Origin of the sequence: Bradyrhizobium sp. 138 (assembly GCF_023074075.1) — a bacterium.
Taxonomy (GTDB): domain Bacteria; phylum Pseudomonadota; class Alphaproteobacteria; order Rhizobiales; family Xanthobacteraceae; genus Bradyrhizobium.
Genome location: NZ_JADPKT010000016.1, coordinates 194,138 through 210,245 on the forward strand (window position 1 = coordinate 194,138; position 16,108 = coordinate 210,245).

A 16,108-nucleotide genomic window follows, 5' to 3' on the forward strand; every position below is an offset into this window, starting at 1 on the left:
TTGCAAGCTATATGACGCAATATTGACAGTGTAAAGATTTCGCTTGACCGATGCGGCATTCGGCGCTATCTCATCTTTACGATGTAAAGATAGGGAGGATCTGCCGTGCAGCACGACTCCATCACCGAGCGCCGCAACAATATCGCGCCGATCCCGTTCGAAGCGGACGCGCCGTTCCCCAAGATCATCGGCGAATTGCCGCGCGAGCTGAACGGCACGCTGTATCGCAACGGTCCGAATCCGCAGTTCGAGGCGCCCAATGCACACTGGTTCGTCGGCGACGGCATGCTGCACGCCTTCCACCTCGAGAACGGCCGCGCCAGCTACCGCAACCGCTGGGTCCGCACGCCGAAATGGCTGGCCGAGCACGATGCCGGCCGCGCATTATTCGGCGGCTTCGGCCGCAAGCTGCCGGATGCGCCGACCGATCTCACCGATGGCGGCGTCGCCAACACCAACATCATCTTCCATGCCGGCAAGCTGCTCGCGCTTGAAGAAGCGCATCTGCCGACCGAGATCGAGCCGGGCACGCTGGCGACGCGCGGCTATCACAACTACCAGGGCCGCGTCGCCGGCAGTTTTACCGCGCATCCGAAGATCGATCCCGTCACCGGCGAACTCGTGTTCTTCGGTTACAACGCGGCAGGTCCGCTGACGCCCGCCCTCTCCTACGGTTCGGTCGATGCCTCCGGCAAGGCGACGCGCTTCGAACGCTTCGAAGCGCCCTATGCAAGCATGGTGCACGACTTCATCGTCACCGCGAACCACGTGCTGTTTCCGATCCTGCCGATATCAGGCAGCATGGAGCGCGCCATGAGCGGACGGCCGCCCTATGCCTGGGAGCCCGACAAGGGCGCCTATGTCGGCGTCATGAAGCGCAGCAGCACGGCCAAGGACATCGTCTGGTTCCGCGCTGAGGCCTGCTACGTCTTCCACGTCATGAATGCGTGGGAGGACGAGAACCGCATCATCGCCGACGTCATGCAGTTCGAGGAAGCGCCGCTGTTTCCGCACCCCGACGGCCGGCCGACCGATCCGGAGAAGTCGCGCGCCCGGCACTGCCGCTGGACCTTCGACCTCTCAGGCAACACAGACCGCTTCCAGCAGACTTACCTGGACGATCTCACCGGCGAATTCCCGCGCATCGACGACCGCCGCGCCGGGCTGAAGAACCGTCACGGTTGGTACGCCTGCGCCAATCCGAAACTGCCGATGTTCGGCGCGCTGTCCGGCGTCGTCCATGTCGACGGCAACGGGAGGCGGCTCGGTCATTATCTGCTGCCGGCCGGCGACACCATCTCCGAACCTGTTTTCGTCGAGCGCTCGAAGGATGCGACTGAGGGCGATGGCTGGCTGCTCGCGGTGGTCTGGCGGGCGCGAGAGAACCGCAGCGACCTCGCCGTGTTCAACGCCACCGATGTCGAGGCGGGCCCCGTCGCGCTGGTGCAGCTCGGCCACCGCGTGCCCGATGGTTTTCACGGTAATTGGGTGGGCGCGGCGTAGCGCGCCTGGAATGACAGCAGATGCGTCACCAAAGAGATATCTCATGCACATACCTTCGATCACTGTGAACTGTCTCGCTGTCCTCGCTTTGGCTTGCGTTGCGCTCACGCTCCAGATGATCCGGCGGCGGAGCAACCACATCATCTTCAACGGCGGCATCCTGCTCGCCGCCGGCCTTCTCATCGCCGCCGCGCTGCCGATCCTGTCGCGCCTGTCCTGGACGGATTTGGCAGACCAGGCGTCCGATCAAGCCGTTGCGGCCCTTCATTTTCTGGAGGTCGCCTACGTTATTTTGACACTGTAAAGATTTCGCTTGACCCGGCGGCACTCCCGAACTAAAGATCTTTACATCGTAAAGATCGACCTGACCGAGGCGGGCAATGGCGATTTTCCTGATCCTCGCGCCCTACGGCGCTTACACCCTCCTGATGCTGGTGACATCAGCAACGGTCAGCGTGTTCGCGGCCTCCGCGATCTGCCTCGCCACCATCGCAATCGATGTGACGTGCGGCCGTTCGGTGAAGACCCTGGCCGCGGGTTCGGCGGTCGTGTTCGCCGCGATCGGCCTCTACCTCGCGCTGCTCGATCCCGAGCTCGGCGCGCTCGGCGTCAAGCTGTCGGTCGATCTCGGCATCTTCGCCGTCTCGCTTGGCTCGATGCTGGTCCGCCGTCCCTTCACGCTGCAATATGCGCTTGAAGCGGTGCCGGCCGAGACCGCGGCGATGCCGGGCTTTCTCCAGGCCAATTACATCATCACCGGCGCCTGGACCGCGGCCACACTCCTGATGGCGGCCGCCAATCTCGTGCTGCTCTATGTCCCGGGTCTGCCGCTCTGGTCGAGCCTTGCGGTCGCCTTCGCCGCACGCAACAGCGCGCTTTACTTCACAAAGTGGTATCCCGAGTATCGCCAGATCAAGTACGGTACGCCCGCCCGCACATTGCCCAACGCTCGCTGAACAGGATTGACGATGAAGGACGTATTCGCCCGCCTCGCCTCCGACCTCTTCTCCGCCATCGTCTTCCTGGTCGTCTATCTCGCCACCGACAACGTCATCCTGGCCACGTCGGTGGCGATCGCCGGCGCGATCGTGCAAGTGGTCTACGCCCGCATCAAGGGGCAGCAGCTCAACTACATGACCTATGCGAGCCTCGCGCTCGTCGTGGTCCTGGGCACGGTCACGCTATTGACCAATGATCCGCGCTTCATGATGGCAAAGCCTTCGATCGCGCATTTCGCGATCGGCCTCATCATGCTCAAGCGCGACTGGATGCTGCGCTACATGCCGCCGATCGTCGTCGAGACCGTTCCGGAATATGTGACGGCGGCAGGCTATGCCTGGGCGGCGCTGATGTTCGTGATCGGCATCGGCATGATCGCCGTCGCCTCCACAGGCGACCTGAAGCTGTGGGCGTTCTACCTCACGGTGGTCGCCGGCGGCGCCAAGATCCTGGCCTTCGCCGTGCAGTACGTCGTGCTCCGGCTCGTCGTCACCAGCCGCCGGCGCGCCGCCGCCCGCGCTTAATTGCCCCGTCGCAGGGTTAGGCAGGAACTGCGGTTTGGGCTATAGGCTCGCTCAGGACGGCCGCGGATCGTCGCGGACCGCCGAAATTTGTTCGGGAGACGGGAATGGCCGTAGACGGCAACTGGAATCTGACCATGACGACGCCGATGGGCGAGCGCCAGGCGACGCTGAGCCTCAAGGCCGCCGGCGACACGCTCACGGGCACGCAGGGCGCAGAAGGTAATACCGCCGAGATCTTCGACGGCACCGTCTCTGGCGACAACGTTTCGTGGAAGGTCTCGATCACCAACCCGATGCCGCTCACGCTCGAATTCGCCGGCACCGTCGCCGGCGACAGCATCAGCGGCGAGATGGGCATCGGCCCGATGGGCAGCTTCCCGTTCACGGGCACGCGCGCGTAAGGCCGCACAGCAATCATGCGCGTGCTCCGTCTCATCGCGGCGACGATCCTGTGCGTCGCGACACAAGCGGCGCGCGCGGACGAGGCTGAACCGGCGTGGCGCGCAAGCGCGCTTGCCTTGGTGCCGGCGGGTTATGTCGCCGGCACGGCCTACCGTACCGAAGCCTTGACCGGTTACCTCGCCGTCTATCCGGCGGCGTCGAATGACCCGAAGAATCCGGCCAGCGTGTTTGCTCCGCGCCAATCCCTCGCAGTCGCGCTGACGCCGGATGAGAAGCGCGCGGTCTCAGCCGAATTGAAGCCGCGCGCCGAGCCGGCCCCTGGCGACGACGAGACAGATTTCGCCAAGCTGCACGCCGATCTCGCGGCAAAGCGCAAAACGCTGCCCGAGGGCACCGAGCCCTGCAGTCTCGGCGCCTGGTCCATCGACAAGGATTCCAATGGCCTCAACGTGCGTGCCGAGCCCTCGGTGAAGGCCCGCGTGCTCGGCACGCTGCCGCCGCCCTATCGGCTCAAGCTCGGCGGCGCCGAGAACACGCCCGAGGGCGGCTGGCTCACCGAATTCCGCATCATCGGCTTCAAGGACGGCTGGTTCCTGATCGAAGGCGCGAGGCCACCGGGCAAGGACTACGAGGACGAGAAAAGATATCCGCGCAGCGCGCCAAAGCCCTATGCCGGGCGCGGCTGGGTCGCGGCCAACAAGGTCGGCGCCAGCTACGCCAATGGCTACACACGTGCGGGTGGGCTGTTTCAGGCGCCCTTCGTCGACGCCAAATGGATGCCCGCCCAACACGAGCTCGGCGGCCCGATCGACGGCGACGGCGGGCCGAAGCGGCTTCTCGCCTGCAGCGGATATTGGGGTCTCGTCGAGAGCCACGACGGCGTCCGCGGCTGGTGGCGCTCGCTGTGCTCCAACCAGGTCACGAATTGCAGTTAGGCCGCTGAAGCTCCTGCGAAGATACATGCAGCATCACCGCGCGCGAGCGCGGTGATGTGAACTAGCCCAAATTCAACTCCTTGAAGAAGTCGTTGCCCTTGTCGTCGATGATGATGAACGCCGGGAAGTCGACCACTTCGATGCGCCAGATCGCTTCCATGCCGAGCTCGGGATATTCGAGCACCTCGACCTTCTTGATGCAGTGCTCGGCGAGGTTCGCCGCGGCGCCGCCGATCGAGCCGAGATAGAAGCCGCCATATTTCTTGCAGGCCTCGCGCACGGCCGGGGCGCGATTGCCCTTGGCGACCATCACCATGGAGCCGCCGGCGGCCTGGAACTGGTCGACGAAGGAGTCCATGCGGCCGGCGGTGGTCGGACCGAACGCACCGGAAGCGTAGCCTTCGGGCGTCTTGGCGGGGCCGGCGTAGTAGACCGGATGATTCTTGAAATAATCCGGCAGCGGCTCGCCCCTCTCCAGCCGCTCGCGCAGCTTGGCATGGGCGCTGTCGCGCGCGACGATCATGGTGCCGGTCATCGAGACCCGCGTCTTGATCGGATGCTTGGAGAATGTCGCCAGGATGTCCTTCATCGGCTGGTTGAGGTCGATCTTGACGACCTCGCCGCCGAGCGCCTCTTCGACCGCAGGCAGATATTGCGCCGGGTTGTGCTCGAGCTCCTCGAGATAGACGCCGTCCTTCGTGATCTTGCCGAGCACCTGGCGGTCTGCCGAGCAGGACACGCCGAGCCCAATGGGGAGCGAGGCGCCGTGACGCGGCATGCGGATCACACGCACGTCGTGGCAGAAATATTTTCCGCCGAACTGAGCGCCGACGCCGAGGCTTTGCGTCATCTTGTGGATTTCCTGCTCCATCTCGACGTCGCGGAACGCATTGCCGTCCGGCGAGCCGTGGGTCGGCAGCGCATCGAGATAGCGGGCGGAAGCGAGCTTCACCGTCTTCATGCAGAGCTCGGCCGAGGTGCCGCCGATCACGATGGCGAGGTGATAGGGCGGGCACGCGGCGGTGCCGAGGGTCAGGATCTTTTCCTTCAGAAACGCGAGCAGCCGGTCCTTGGTCAGCACCGAAGGCGTGGCCTGGAACAGAAAGCTCTTGTTGGCGCTGCCGCCGCCCTTCGCCATGAACATGAACTTGTAGGCATCGTCACCCTCGGCGTAGATCTCGCACTGCGCCGGCATGTTGTTGGCGGTGTTCTTCTCCTCGTACATCGAGAGCGGCGCGACCTGCGAGTAGCGCAGATTGCGGCGCAGGTACGCATCGCGCGCGCCTTCCGACAGCGCCGCCTCGTCGTCGCCGTCGGTGATGATGTTGCAGCCCTTCTTGCCCATGATGATCGCCGTGCCGGTGTCCTGGCACATCGGCAGCACGCCGCCGGCGGCGATATTGGCGTTCTTCAAAAAGTCCAGCGCGACGAACTTGTCGTTGGGGCTGGCCTCGCCGTCCTCCAGGATGGCGCGAAGCTGCTTCAGATGGCCCGGCCGCAGGTAATGATTGATGTCGCCGAAAGCCGCCTCCGACAACGCCCGCAGCGCCTCGCGCGACACCACCAGCATGTCCTTCCCCAGGACCTTCTCGACCCGCACGCCCTCGGCCGTGATCTTCTTGTAGGGCGTCTCGTCCTTGCCCAGCGGGAACAGCGGGGTGTGCTTGTAGGGCGGAACGGGCTTGGACTGGTCGGGAAAGGCAGTAGGAGCGTTCATGGGGCGAATCTCGGGGTTTTGGAGCCCTGGCGGGCCTCTCAGCATAGAAGCGTTCTAAGCGCATTTTGAGCGGAAAAGAAAGGGAGCGGTGCGCATGGGAGGGGCGGCCCAGGCTCGGGAAGGCATTGGTCCAGCTGGTGGAAATGCCTCCGCCCACACTTGCGCTTCGCGGCCGACGACGGTTGAATGCGCGCGCTAAGGGGCTTTTCATCATGACATTGAAACTGAACGTCCGCGGCGCGATCCTGGTCGCCGCCGCCATCACCGGCCTTGTGACCCTCGCCTCGCCTGCGCGCGCCGACCGTTGCGACGACAGCGCCAAGGAGCTGGCGAACCAGGTCGATCGCCTCAAGGTGAATTTCCGCGCCGCCAACGTCGTTTACCTGACGCACCCCGCGGCCAAGGAGCTGTCCGTGGGCTGCCGCGGCGACAAATATTCCATCGAGCTCTATGCCAAGGGTGATCGCAAGCCCACGCCGGAGTTCTATGCGCTGGTGGGGTCGATGGCGGCGATCGTCTTCACCGTGACCAAGGACGACACCACGACGGGCGCGACACGCTGCCTGAAACGGATGGGGCTGCTGCGCGGCGACAAGATCAGCATGCGCTATCGGCGGCTCAACATGGAATGCACCCGCACCAAGAAGGACGCCTCGATCGCGATCACGCGCGGCAAGGACGAATAGGCGGGGCACTGCGCCTTCGCTCATGTCACACGCTCGGCAACGCAACGCATCGCGACGCCGCCTGCCACACCGCAGCGACTTGTCCGCCGAAGCCTTCGAAGGCGGAAGCAATCCAGAAATCTCTCCACCGGGGGGATTCTGGATTGCTTCGTCGCAAGGGCTCCTCGCAATGACGAGGTGAGATTTGTCATCGCTCTCATCCAGCGTGGATGATGCGCGAAAGCAGCCTCTCCACCACACCCAATCCCTCGCATTTTAACGATTGGCTTGAAGGAAATTTCGCTGCTCGCAGGGCAGGCTCAATTGTTTCCATGTGTGAGGATTTGCGGATGAAGGTTTCCACCGTTGCGCCCCCGCCGATCGCGATCGTGGTTCCGAACTACGACACGACCAAGCCGCAGGACGATCAGACCAAGGTCAAGGGCGAGGATCCGACCTTTAAGCCGCAGCCGCCCGCGCCGCTGCCGCCGGGTCAGGGCACGCGGATCGATCAGCTCGCCTGATCAGGCCTGTCGAAGCTGAAGGGCCCGATCCGGTCGATCGGGCTTTTCGCGCGTCCGGCCGCATCTTTGCCGGATAGCGGGACCATGATCCGTGCGCGGCCATCCCGGGATCCCGCGCATGATCGTACGCCTCCTGTTGCAAAACACGATCTTCGTCGTCGGAATGGGCGCGCTGCTGTTCGCCTCGGCCGGAACGTTGCGCTGGCCCTCGGCCTGGGTGTTCCTCGCCACCTCCACCCTGCTCGGCCCACTCTGCGGCTGGTGGCTCTACCGGATCGATCCGGCGCTGCTCGCCGAGCGTCTGCGGCCGGTCCTGCAGAAGGACCAGCCCGCCGCCGACAAGGTGTTCATGAGCGTCTTCATCGTTGCGATGCTGGCCTGGCTGGTGCTGATCGGCATCGATCGGCGCATGCAATGGTCCGACATGCCGGTCGCGTTGCAGGTGGTTGGCTTTGCGCTGTTCCTGCTCTCGACGCTGTTCACGCTCTGGGTCTTCCGCGAGAACTCGTTCGCCGCCCCCGTGGTGAAGCTGCAAGCCGAGCGCGCGCAGCGCGTGATCTCGACCGGCCCCTACGCCCATGTGCGCCATCCCATGTATAGCGGCATGGTGCTGTTCTTCACCGGCATGCCGCTGCTGCTGGGCTCGTGGTGGGGACTTGCGATGATGCCGCTGTTCATCGGCTTGTTCGCAGTCCGCATCCCTATCGAAGAGCGCACGCTGCGCGAGGGCCTGCCGGGCTATACCGACTATGCGGCGCGGGTGCGTTATCGCCTGATGCCCGGCGTTTGGTGAGGCAGATCAGTCCCCGCCTGGACCGATCAGCCATCCAGCTCACGGTAATGGCGGAAGATGCCCTGCTCGTTGAAGGCAATGCGACGGTCGCTGTCCAGATAGGTCTTGATGTTCGGCCGCGCGGCGACCCGATCATGCAGGCCGAGGAGGCCCGGAATGTCTGTCTCGAACGCCGTCATGCGCTTGGGAAAGGCATAACGCAGGCCCGCGACGATCTGGAACAACGACAGATCGACATAGGTCAGCCTGCGACCTGTGACGTAGGCGCCGCCATTCCCGTTCAGAAGCCGCTCGAAATAGCTGAGATATTTCGGCACGCGCTCGTCCCAGAAATCGGCGGTGCGCTTCTTCGCCGGCGGCTTCTGGTCTTCGTAATAGAGCGAGGGCCCGAGCGGATGATGCGTGTCATGGATCTCGACCACGAGGTCGGCGATGGTGAGCTGAAGCTGGTGCACCCAGAGCCGGCCGGCGTCCGTCTTGGGCGCAAGCCCATGGCGGGTGCCGAGATAGAGCAGGATATTGGCGGTCTGGCCGATGACGAGCTTGCCCGCTTTCAAAAACGGCGGCGCAAAGGGCGGCGTGCCCTTCTGCGCGTCCATCATCTTCATCATCGCAGCCGTGCCGCGCGCTCCGCGGGCGACATCGACGTAGGCCGCACCTGCCTCCTCCAGCGCCAGCCGCACATATTCGCCGCGGCCCTGGATCTCGGGCCAGTAGTAGAGCTCGTATTTCATGGGAGAGGTCCGTGAGCGTGAACACGTACGGACCAATGTAGCATGTGGCTCAGGGTTCCATCAGGATGGGACGGAGTACCAGTTCAACATACTCCGTCATTGCGAGCGTAGCGACTTGTCCGCCGAAGCCTTGGCGAAGGCGGAAGCAATCCAGAAATCCCTCTGCGGAGATACTCTGGATTGCTTCGTCGCTTCCGCGCAAAATTGCTACGCAATTTTGTCGCGAGCTCCTCGCAATGACGGAGGAGAGCGCCTCAATTTTCTGCGAAACAATACAGCAGCCCGTCGCCGCCGGTGCTCTTCAGATCGGCCTGCGAGCAGCCGCCCTCGGAACCGCGCGAGGGATGGGAGCTGTTCCATGATTTCGACGGCTCGTCGTCGCGCAGACCTCGCCGATCGGCATGACCGACGATCGCGACCCCTTGCGTGCTTGACGTCCAGTTCTTGCAGGTCTTGTCGTCACCGGCAGCGAACGCGGTGCCATCGGGTTGCGTTCCCGTCAGGATGTCGTGCCGGTTAGGCGTATCGCCGGCGCCGTTGATGACCTCCCCCTTCTCACTGAGCGCGGTCTGCTTGGTGAGGTTGTTGGCGGGCCCATGCAGGTCGGCCACATCCTTGGCGATCACCGCACCCTTGGCGTTCTGCCAGGGTCCCTTGCCGATGCGATCCTTGGCATTGACGGCTGGCTTGCCGTCGGCGGCCTGCGTCGAGAGGTAGGCACGCCAGGTCTTAGCTCCAGCGCCGGCGGCCTGAGCGAGCTTCTGGCACTGCGCGTCGGCGCCCTCCAGGCCCCCGAGATCGGCGCCCTTGCCCGGGCCGATGGAGGTCACGAAGAACGTCATGTCGGCCGACTGCGCTTGCGCCGATGGCGCCGCCAGCAAGGCCGCTACGAATACCACCTTGGCGAGCGCGAGGCCTGAAAACGTCATGGTTCTCTTGATGCGGATCATGTTGTCCTCCCGTTGTGCTTATCGTTGGCCGCCTGATGTCAACCCGAGGCGCGCCTGCTTATTCCGATGCGGCGATGCGACATGCCCAACGAAAAAGGGCGCCGTGCCGAAGCACGACGCCCTTTCTTGTTCGATCGCTTGCGATCAGTTGGTCTGCTGGATCGCCGACAATTCCCAGCCGCTGCCGGGCCGCCGGGCGAACGTCCAGACCTCGGTGACTTCGCCGGGCTGCTCGCTGCCGGCGACGACGGTGCCGCTGTTGCGGTCCAGCGTCTTGTCGGTGAGCGCAAAGCGCAGCGCCACCGTGGCGTAGTCGGTCTCGCCTTCGCGCCAGGCCTCGGCGAGGTCACCCTGCAGCAGCTTGACGTTGGTCACCTTGTTGACGACGTTGCGCGCGCGGTTCTGGGCGAGGTCCTGCTCGAAATAGGAGACCATCTCCGGCGTCGCGAGCGTGTGCAGCTTGGCCACGTCCTCGTTCGACCATGCGGTCTGGACCTCGCCGAGCAGGCGCTCGAACGATTCGTAATCGTCCGGCTTGATCTCGAGCGGCGCGTTGTTGGCATTGGCGCCGAAGCCGAAGCCACCAAGTCCGCCACCGAGGCCGCTGCGCTGGTTCGGTTGCGGTCCGGAAGCTGCGCCCGCGTCGGCGTTGGCATAGGCCGCCTGCGGCGCGTGACGGCGCTGCCACCAGGACATCGCCAGCCGCACCACCAGCACCACGAGCACGATCTGGATGATCAGGCCCAGGATCGAGGACAGACCGCCCAGGCCGCCGAACAGGCCGCCGCCGAACAGCATGCCGAGCAGGCCGGCGCCGAGGAAGCCGGCCGCAAGGCCGCCCATGAAGCCGCCAGCGCGGCCGAACAGGCCGCCACGCGCGGGCGCGGCTGCGGCCGAGTTCATGCCTGCACCCGGCTGGGTATAGGTGCGGTTGAATTGTGAGGCCGAGCCCGGCGCCGTCGTGGTCGAGGGTGGGGCCGAATAGGTGCGCGAGCCGCGCGAACCCGACGAGGAGCCGCCACCGACGCGCGCGTCGGCGGACGAGATCGCCAGCGCAGTCGGCAGCGCAAGCGCCAGCACGACGGCGATCGTCTTGAAGAGATTGCGGGAGCGTAGCGAGAACTTCATGTGCGTTTCCCAAATCCCCGGCATGGGGATGTGCGCTTAAGATGGGCAGACTTGTCGAAAAGTGAAGCCGGTTTCGGAAACTATGGCTGCGGCCCTCAGTCGCGGGGATGTGGCAAAAGCCCATATTTGGCGGGGATTTGGCGGGGTGCCGGCGGAACCGTGGTCACTGGGTACCGGCGGCGAGAACTCCGCTTTTTCCCGGTCATTGCGAGCGCAGCGAAGCAATCCAGAAATCCCTCCGCGGAGGCAGCCTGGATTGCTTCGTCGCAAACGCTCCTCGCAATGACGGCGTTGAAGTAATTGAGCGCAATGACGGAGAATGCGGGTGCGGCGGGCCAGCCCCTCACCCCTGCTTCGTCATCGTCTCCTTCACCGCCGCCACGAGCTGGCTGAGCGTGAACGGTTTCGGCAGGAAGTCGAATTGCTGGCCTTCGGGCAGGCTCTTCTCGAAGGCGTCCTCGGCATAGCCGGAGACGAAGATGAACTTGATGTCGGGGTTCTTCTCCCGCATCGCCTTCAACAGCGTCGGGCCGTCCATCTCGGGCATGACCACGTCGGAGACGACGAGATCGATCGCCCCGCTCTGCTCCTCCAGCATTTCCATGGCTTCGACGCCGTTCTCGGCCTCGACCACGGTGTAGCCGCGCGAGCGCAGGCCACGTGCGTTCAGCGCGCGCAGGCCCTCTTCGTCCTCGACCAGCAGGATGGTGCCTTGCCCTGTGAGATCGGTGCGCGGCTTGGCCTCGATGGAAGCGGCTTCCTTCGCGGCGCCATTTGTCGCGCTGGCGACAGCTGGCTGCTCGACCTGCACCTCCGGTTCGGCATGATGGCGCGGCAGGAAGATGTGGAACGAGGTGCCCTTCCCCGGCTCGGAGTCCACGTAGATGAAACCGCCGGTCTGCTTGACGATGCCGTAGACCGTCGAAAGGCCGAGGCCGGTGCCTTTGCCCACTTCCTTGGTCGAGAAGAACGGCTCGAAAATCTTGTCGCGGATGTCGGCGGGAATGCCGGTGCCGGTGTCGGCAACCTCGATCCGGACATAATCCGCTGCCGGCATGCCCTTGTAGGCGAGCTTGGCCGCTTCCTCAGTGGTGACGTTGGCGGTGCGGATGATCAGCTTGCCGCCGTCGGGCATGGCGTCGCGGGCGTTGACCGCGAGATTGACGATCACCTGCTCGAACTGGGAGACGTCGACCTTGACCGGCCAGAGATCGCGGCCGTGGATGGTCTCGTGCTTGACCTTCTCGCCGATCAGGCGGCGCAGTAGCATGGCCAGATCGCTCAAGGCGTCGCCGAGATCGAGCACCTGCGGCCGCAGCGTCTGCCGCCGCGAGAACGCCAGCAGCTGCCGCACCAAGGTCGCAGCGCGCGTCGCGTTCTGCTTGATCTGCATGATGTCCTGGAACGACGGATCGGTCGGCTTGTGCGCGTTCAGCAGGAAGTCGTTCGCCATCATGATGGCAGAGAGCACGTTGTTGAAGTCGTGGGCGATGCCGCCGGCGAGCTGACCGACGGTCTCCATCTTCTGCGACTGATTGATCTGGTTCTCCAGCGCGCGCCGCTCGGTGGTCTCGAGCATGTGCACGATGGCGGCTTCCGCATCGTTCTCGGCCGAATCGACCGGCGTGACGAAGAACTGGCCCCAGCGCTCCTTGGTCCCTTCCAGCGCCACCTCGACCGGCGCGATGTCGGCCTGGCCTTCGGCGGCCTGGTTGATGGCCGCGATCAGCAGGTGCCGGTCGCGCGAATTGACCGCGCGGAAGATCGACTTCGAGGCGCTGTCGAGCCCGAGAGCCTGTCCGAGCTTGGCATAGCGCGCATTGGCGCGTACGACATTGCCGCCGCGATCGACGGTCGCGATCGCCATCGGCGTGTGGTCGAAGAAGCGCATGAAACGCACTTCGGCGGCACGATCAGGGTCGCTGCGCTCGTCGCGGGCGCGGCTGATCACGAGCGTGCGCGAGGGGCCCGGCGCGCCGTCGGCGCCGAAGGCGAGCTTGTGATAGAGCCGCACCGGCATGGTCTTGCCGGTGCGCATGCGCAGATCGATGTCGAAGACTTCCGTCTTCACCTCGCCCGGCACCGCCACGATCGAGGTCAGCAGCGAGGCGCCGTCGCCCGAGACGATGTCGGTCAGCCTCAACCCGCCCGAGCCGATCTCGGCGAGGTCGTAGTCGAGCCAGTTCGCCAGCGTCGCGTTGACATAAGCGAGCTCGCCGGCGGGATTGACCGAGAAGAAGCCGCACGGCGCGTGATCGAGATATTCGATCGCGTGCTGGAGTTCCTGGAACACGTCCTCCTGGCGCTCGCGGTCGCGGGTGATGTCGGCGATCGACCACACCGCGTATTTCGACTCGCGCTTGCCGGTCCCGAGCGGACGCACCCGCATGCGCAGCCAGCGGCCCTGGCTACCGTCCTGGCCGGAGATGCGCACCTCTTCCTGCTGCCGTTTGCCTTCGCGCGCGGCTTTCAGCAGCCGGAACACGGCTTCGGAGACGTCAGGGTTGCCGATGAAGACGCGTTCCACCGGGCGCACGTCCTGCGGGCCGGTGGCGCCGGTCAGCGTCAGATAGGCGGCATTGGAATAGACCACGTGGCCGCGGCTATCAGTGACCGCGAGCCCGTCGAAGCCATGATCAGCGATCCGCCCCACGACCGGATCATCGAGACTGCGGTCGGCGAAGCGGATGATGCCGGCGGCGAAGGCGAACAGGTTGAAAAGGCCGACCATCGCCAGCACGGCGAGGATGCCGAGAATATAGGGCTGCGCCTGCGCGCGCCCGAGCGTCATCAGGCCGACGGCGACGGCGACGAGGCCGGCGGCCACCAGCAGCACCAGCGCAATGCTGCCCGAGCGCGGCGACGGCTCGTGCGTCGCAACGGGCTCGCGTGTGAGGTCGTGGTCGGTCTCGACGGTCATCTCAAGCTGGCGCGGCCTGTCGGCAGAGAATCAACGCGCCACGGGGCGCGTGGGGTCCTCCCTGCCTGAATCGGACCCTGAGGTGCAAGGGCAGCAGACGCGAAAGGTACGCTGATTCCCAGATTACGGCCATTTCCGGTACTTTTCGGGTGTTTTATCCCCGCCCCGCGCCGAATCCACGCTTCAGCCGCATGACGTAGCCGATGACTTCGGCGACCGCATGATAGTGCTCGGTCGGGATTTCCTGGTCGATCTCGACGGTGGCGTAGAGCGCGCGGGCGAGCGGCACGTTCTCCACGATCGGGATGTCGTGCTCGCGCGCGATCTCCCGGATCTTGAAAGCGAGGTTGTCGACGCCCTTGGCGACGCAGATCGGAGCCGTCATGCCGCGCTCGTAGGACAGCGCCACCGAATAGTGGGTCGGGTTGGTGATGATCACCGAGGCCTTGGGAACCGCCGTCATCATGCGCTTCTTGGCGCGCTGCTGCCGCAGCTGCCTGATCTTGCCCTTGATGTGCGGATCGCCTTCGGACTGCTTGAACTCTTCCTTGATCTCCTGCAGCGACATCTTCTGCCGCTGGAACCAGCTGCGATACTGGAAGAAATAATCGGCGATGGCGATGACCGCGAGCGCTGCGACCACCGCGCCGAGCAGATGAATGGTCATGGTGGTGCTGGCGCCGAGCATGGCGGCCGGATCGAGCCTGACCATCGCCTCCATGCGATGCCGTTCCGGCCACAGGATCATGGTCATGACCACGCCGAGCAGCACCAGCTTGCCGATGCCTTTGAGGAAATTCGCTGCCGCCTGCTTGCCGAAGATGCGCTTGAAGCCGGCGCCGGGCGAGATCTTGCTGAACTTCGGCGTCAGGGATTCGGTCGACCAGACCAGGCGGTGCTGCAGCATGTTGCCGGCAATCGCCGCCAGTACCAGCATCAACAAGGGCACGCCGATCGCCGCAAGCATGGCGAATTCGATCTGCTGCATCAGCGCGAGCAGAGCCTTGCCGTCGGTCTTGATCATCCAGGAATTGGCGAGCAAATTGCGCATCGGCGTCAACAGCCCGCTGCCCACCGAGCCCGAGAAGGTCGAGACCACGAGCGTGCCGCCCGCCATCATGAACCAGGTATTGATCTCCTGGCTCTTGGCGACGTCGCCGCGTTCGAGCGCGTCGTCCAGGCGCTTTTGCGTCGGGTCTTCTGTTTGACTCTCTGGATCGTTGTCTTCTGCCATCGATCTATCGTGACCTGAGCGGCATCAATTGGTGCATGACACCGATGAAGTAGTCCAGATAGGTGCCCATCATCGCCGTGAGCACCACGGCGAGCACCAGGAAGCCCGCGAAGATCGACAGCGGCACGCCGACGAAATAGACCTGCATCTGCGGCATCAGCCGCGCCAGCACACCGAGCCCGATATTGAAGACGAGGCCGAACACCAGGAACGGCCCGGAGAGCTGCAGGCCGAGGCGGAACGCAGCGGCGAAGGCGCGCGTTGCCAGCGCGGCGACATCGCCGCTCGACACGGTCTCGCCCGGCGAGAAGATCGTATAGCTGTCGTTCAGCGCCGCGATGACCAGATGATGGCTGTCGGTGGCGAACAGCAGCGTCACCCCCAGCATGGTCAGGAAGTTGCCGACCAGCACGCCCTGCTGCCCCTGCGTCGGATCGACCGAGGTGACGAAGCCGAGTCCCATCTGCTGTGCGATCACCGAGCCCGCGACCTGGAGCGCCGACAGCGTCACACGCGCGGTCGCGCCCAGCACGATGCCGATCGCGATCTCATGCAGCATGAGAACCAGGAGCGGCGCGAGCGAGCCCATGTCGACCTGATAGGCGTTGCGGTGCAGCGGCAGGATGATCAGCGTGAGCAGCAGCGCGATCGACAGCTTGATCCGCGTCGGAATATTGGTCTCGCCGAGGCCAGGCAGCAGCATCACCATCGCGCCGACCCGGGCGAAGGCGAGCATGAAGGAAGCGGCGAGTGCCGGCAGCAGCGAGACGTCGATGCGCATAATCGACGCATCTTGCCTCAGCCGCCGATGATTCGCGACGAGATCCGCAGCATGTGGGAATGAAGCGCGTCGGCCATGAACGGCAGCGCCAGCAGCATCGTGGCAAAGATGGCTAGAATCTTCGGCACGTAGATCAGCGTCTGCTCCTGGATCTGCGTCAGCGCCTGGAACAGCGACACGATGACGCCGACCACCAGACCCACCACCATCAGGGGTGAGGACACGATCACGATGGTCCAGATCGCATCGCGCGCAACGTCGAGGGTTTCGGGGCCGGTCATTTGCAGATTTCCTTATTC

The 16,108-nt window shown here is 64.6% G+C and carries 17 protein-coding genes; 9 read left to right on the forward strand and 8 right to left on the reverse strand.

The genetic code is table 11. From position 1 onward, the window contains the following. Nucleotides 1-105: 105 nt before the first annotated feature. The 6 genes from IVA79_RS09860 to IVA79_RS09885 all read left to right on the forward strand — a co-directional run bounded on the left by IVA79_RS09860 (nt 106) and on the right by IVA79_RS09885 (nt 4,363). Nucleotides 106-1,503: a carotenoid oxygenase family protein gene (locus IVA79_RS09860; protein ID WP_247552328.1), complete on the forward strand. Its 1,398-nt coding sequence runs from the start codon at nt 106-108 to the stop codon at nt 1,501-1,503. A gap of 43 nt (nt 1,504-1,546) precedes the next feature. Continuing rightward, nucleotides 1,547-1,807, forward strand: a complete 261-nt coding sequence (locus tag IVA79_RS09865) for a hypothetical protein (RefSeq protein ID WP_247552330.1) — start codon at nt 1,547-1,549, stop codon at nt 1,805-1,807. A gap of 76 nt (nt 1,808-1,883) precedes the next feature. Continuing rightward, nucleotides 1,884-2,459: a hypothetical protein gene (locus tag IVA79_RS09870; protein ID WP_247552332.1), complete on the forward strand. Its 576-nt coding sequence runs from the start codon at nt 1,884-1,886 to the stop codon at nt 2,457-2,459. A gap of 12 nt (nt 2,460-2,471) precedes the next feature. Continuing rightward, entirely contained in the window at nt 2,472-3,026 is a 555-nt protein-coding gene (locus tag IVA79_RS09875; protein ID WP_247552334.1) for a septation protein IspZ, read from the forward strand. A 104-nt stretch (nt 3,027-3,130) separates the two neighbouring features. Next, entirely contained in the window at nt 3,131-3,427 is a 297-nt protein-coding gene (locus IVA79_RS09880) for a hypothetical protein (RefSeq protein ID WP_247552336.1), read from the forward strand. 15 nt (nt 3,428-3,442) lie between these two features. Beyond that, nucleotides 3,443-4,363 (forward strand): SH3 domain-containing protein, encoded by a 921-nt coding sequence (locus IVA79_RS09885; protein WP_247552338.1) that lies wholly within the window; start codon nt 3,443-3,445, stop codon nt 4,361-4,363. Between the two features lie 61 nt (nt 4,364-4,424). On the opposite strand, the gene IVA79_RS09890 is transcribed toward IVA79_RS09885, so the two are convergent. Continuing rightward, a complete protein-coding gene (locus tag IVA79_RS09890) occupies nt 4,425-6,080 on the reverse strand; it encodes a fumarate hydratase (protein ID WP_247552340.1) in 1,656 nt (551 codons plus the stop codon). A 212-nt stretch (nt 6,081-6,292) separates the two neighbouring features. Between IVA79_RS09890 and IVA79_RS09895 the strand changes: the two genes are divergently transcribed. From IVA79_RS09895 to IVA79_RS09905, 3 genes are all read left to right on the forward strand, one after another. Next, a complete protein-coding gene (locus IVA79_RS09895) occupies nt 6,293-6,766 on the forward strand; it encodes a hypothetical protein (protein ID WP_247552342.1) in 474 nt (157 codons plus the stop codon). A gap of 329 nt (nt 6,767-7,095) precedes the next feature. Beyond that, nucleotides 7,096-7,269 carry a hypothetical protein gene (locus IVA79_RS09900; RefSeq protein ID WP_247552344.1) on the forward strand — a complete coding sequence of 58 codons (174 nt, stop codon included), beginning with the start codon at nt 7,096-7,098 and terminating at the stop codon, nt 7,267-7,269. 118 nt (nt 7,270-7,387) lie between these two features. Continuing rightward, nucleotides 7,388-8,062 (forward strand): isoprenylcysteine carboxylmethyltransferase family protein, encoded by a 675-nt coding sequence (locus IVA79_RS09905; RefSeq protein ID WP_247552346.1) that lies wholly within the window; start codon nt 7,388-7,390, stop codon nt 8,060-8,062. Between the two features lie 26 nt (nt 8,063-8,088). Here the strand turns inward: IVA79_RS09905 and IVA79_RS09910 are convergent, their stop codons facing one another. From IVA79_RS09910 to fliQ, 7 genes are all read right to left on the reverse strand, one after another. Then, nucleotides 8,089-8,796 carry a glutathione S-transferase gene (locus IVA79_RS09910; RefSeq protein WP_247552348.1) on the reverse strand — a complete coding sequence of 236 codons (708 nt, stop codon included), beginning with the start codon at nt 8,794-8,796 and terminating at the stop codon, nt 8,089-8,091. A gap of 254 nt (nt 8,797-9,050) precedes the next feature. Continuing rightward, a complete protein-coding gene (locus IVA79_RS09915) occupies nt 9,051-9,746 on the reverse strand; it encodes a lectin (RefSeq protein ID WP_247552350.1) in 696 nt (231 codons plus the stop codon). 144 nt (nt 9,747-9,890) lie between these two features. Then, nucleotides 9,891-10,898, reverse strand: coding sequence for a Tim44 domain-containing protein (locus IVA79_RS09920; protein ID WP_247552352.1), 1,008 nt, complete (start codon nt 10,896-10,898; stop codon nt 9,891-9,893). A gap of 319 nt (nt 10,899-11,217) precedes the next feature. Beyond that, nucleotides 11,218-13,794 carry a PAS domain-containing protein gene (locus IVA79_RS09925; RefSeq protein WP_247552354.1) on the reverse strand — a complete coding sequence of 859 codons (2,577 nt, stop codon included), beginning with the start codon at nt 13,792-13,794 and terminating at the stop codon, nt 11,218-11,220. Nucleotides 13,795-13,948: 154 nt separating this feature from the next. Further along, on the reverse strand, nt 13,949-15,028 hold the full coding sequence (flhB, locus tag IVA79_RS09930) for a flagellar biosynthesis protein FlhB (protein WP_247552356.1): 1,080 nt from the start codon (nt 15,026-15,028) through the stop codon (nt 13,949-13,951). A 4-nt stretch (nt 15,029-15,032) separates the two neighbouring features. Further along, nucleotides 15,033-15,809 (reverse strand): flagellar biosynthetic protein FliR, encoded by a 777-nt coding sequence (gene fliR / locus IVA79_RS09935; RefSeq protein ID WP_247552358.1) that lies wholly within the window; start codon nt 15,807-15,809, stop codon nt 15,033-15,035. 17 nt (nt 15,810-15,826) lie between these two features. After that, nucleotides 15,827-16,090, reverse strand: a complete 264-nt coding sequence (gene fliQ, locus IVA79_RS09940) for a flagellar biosynthesis protein FliQ (protein ID WP_015684971.1) — start codon at nt 16,088-16,090, stop codon at nt 15,827-15,829. Nucleotides 16,091-16,108 lie beyond the last annotated feature (18 nt).

Bases quoted from the DNA above. Each gene is read 5' to 3' on its own strand.
- IVA79_RS09895 (WP_247552342.1), top strand. From the start codon at position 6,293: ATGACATTGAAACTGAACGTCCGCGGCGCGATCCTGGTCGCCGCCGCC.
- IVA79_RS09890 (WP_247552340.1), bottom strand. From the start codon at position 6,080: ATGAACGCTCCTACTGCCTTTCCCGACCAGTCCAAGCCCGTTCCGCCC.
- flhB (WP_247552356.1), bottom strand. From the start codon at position 15,028: ATGGCAGAAGACAACGATCCAGAGAGTCAAACAGAAGACCCGACGCAA.
- IVA79_RS09915 (WP_247552350.1), bottom strand. From the start codon at position 9,746: ATGATCCGCATCAAGAGAACCATGACGTTTTCAGGCCTCGCGCTCGCC.
- IVA79_RS09865 (WP_247552330.1), top strand. From the start codon at position 1,547: ATGCACATACCTTCGATCACTGTGAACTGTCTCGCTGTCCTCGCTTTG.
- IVA79_RS09910 (WP_247552348.1), bottom strand. From the start codon at position 8,796: ATGAAATACGAGCTCTACTACTGGCCCGAGATCCAGGGCCGCGGCGAA.
- IVA79_RS09900 (WP_247552344.1), top strand. From the start codon at position 7,096: ATGAAGGTTTCCACCGTTGCGCCCCCGCCGATCGCGATCGTGGTTCCG.
- IVA79_RS09880 (WP_247552336.1), top strand. From the start codon at position 3,131: ATGGCCGTAGACGGCAACTGGAATCTGACCATGACGACGCCGATGGGC.
- IVA79_RS09870 (WP_247552332.1), top strand. From the start codon at position 1,884: ATGGCGATTTTCCTGATCCTCGCGCCCTACGGCGCTTACACCCTCCTG.
- IVA79_RS09905 (WP_247552346.1), top strand. From the start codon at position 7,388: ATGATCGTACGCCTCCTGTTGCAAAACACGATCTTCGTCGTCGGAATG.
- IVA79_RS09925 (WP_247552354.1), bottom strand. From the start codon at position 13,794: ATGACCGTCGAGACCGACCACGACCTCACACGCGAGCCCGTTGCGACG.
- IVA79_RS09920 (WP_247552352.1), bottom strand. From the start codon at position 10,898: ATGCCGGGGATTTGGGAAACGCACATGAAGTTCTCGCTACGCTCCCGC.
- IVA79_RS09875 (WP_247552334.1), top strand. From the start codon at position 2,472: ATGAAGGACGTATTCGCCCGCCTCGCCTCCGACCTCTTCTCCGCCATC.
- fliQ (WP_015684971.1), bottom strand. From the start codon at position 16,090: ATGACCGGCCCCGAAACCCTCGACGTTGCGCGCGATGCGATCTGGACC.
- fliR (WP_247552358.1), bottom strand. From the start codon at position 15,809: ATGCGCATCGACGTCTCGCTGCTGCCGGCACTCGCCGCTTCCTTCATG.
- IVA79_RS09885 (WP_247552338.1), top strand. From the start codon at position 3,443: ATGCGCGTGCTCCGTCTCATCGCGGCGACGATCCTGTGCGTCGCGACA.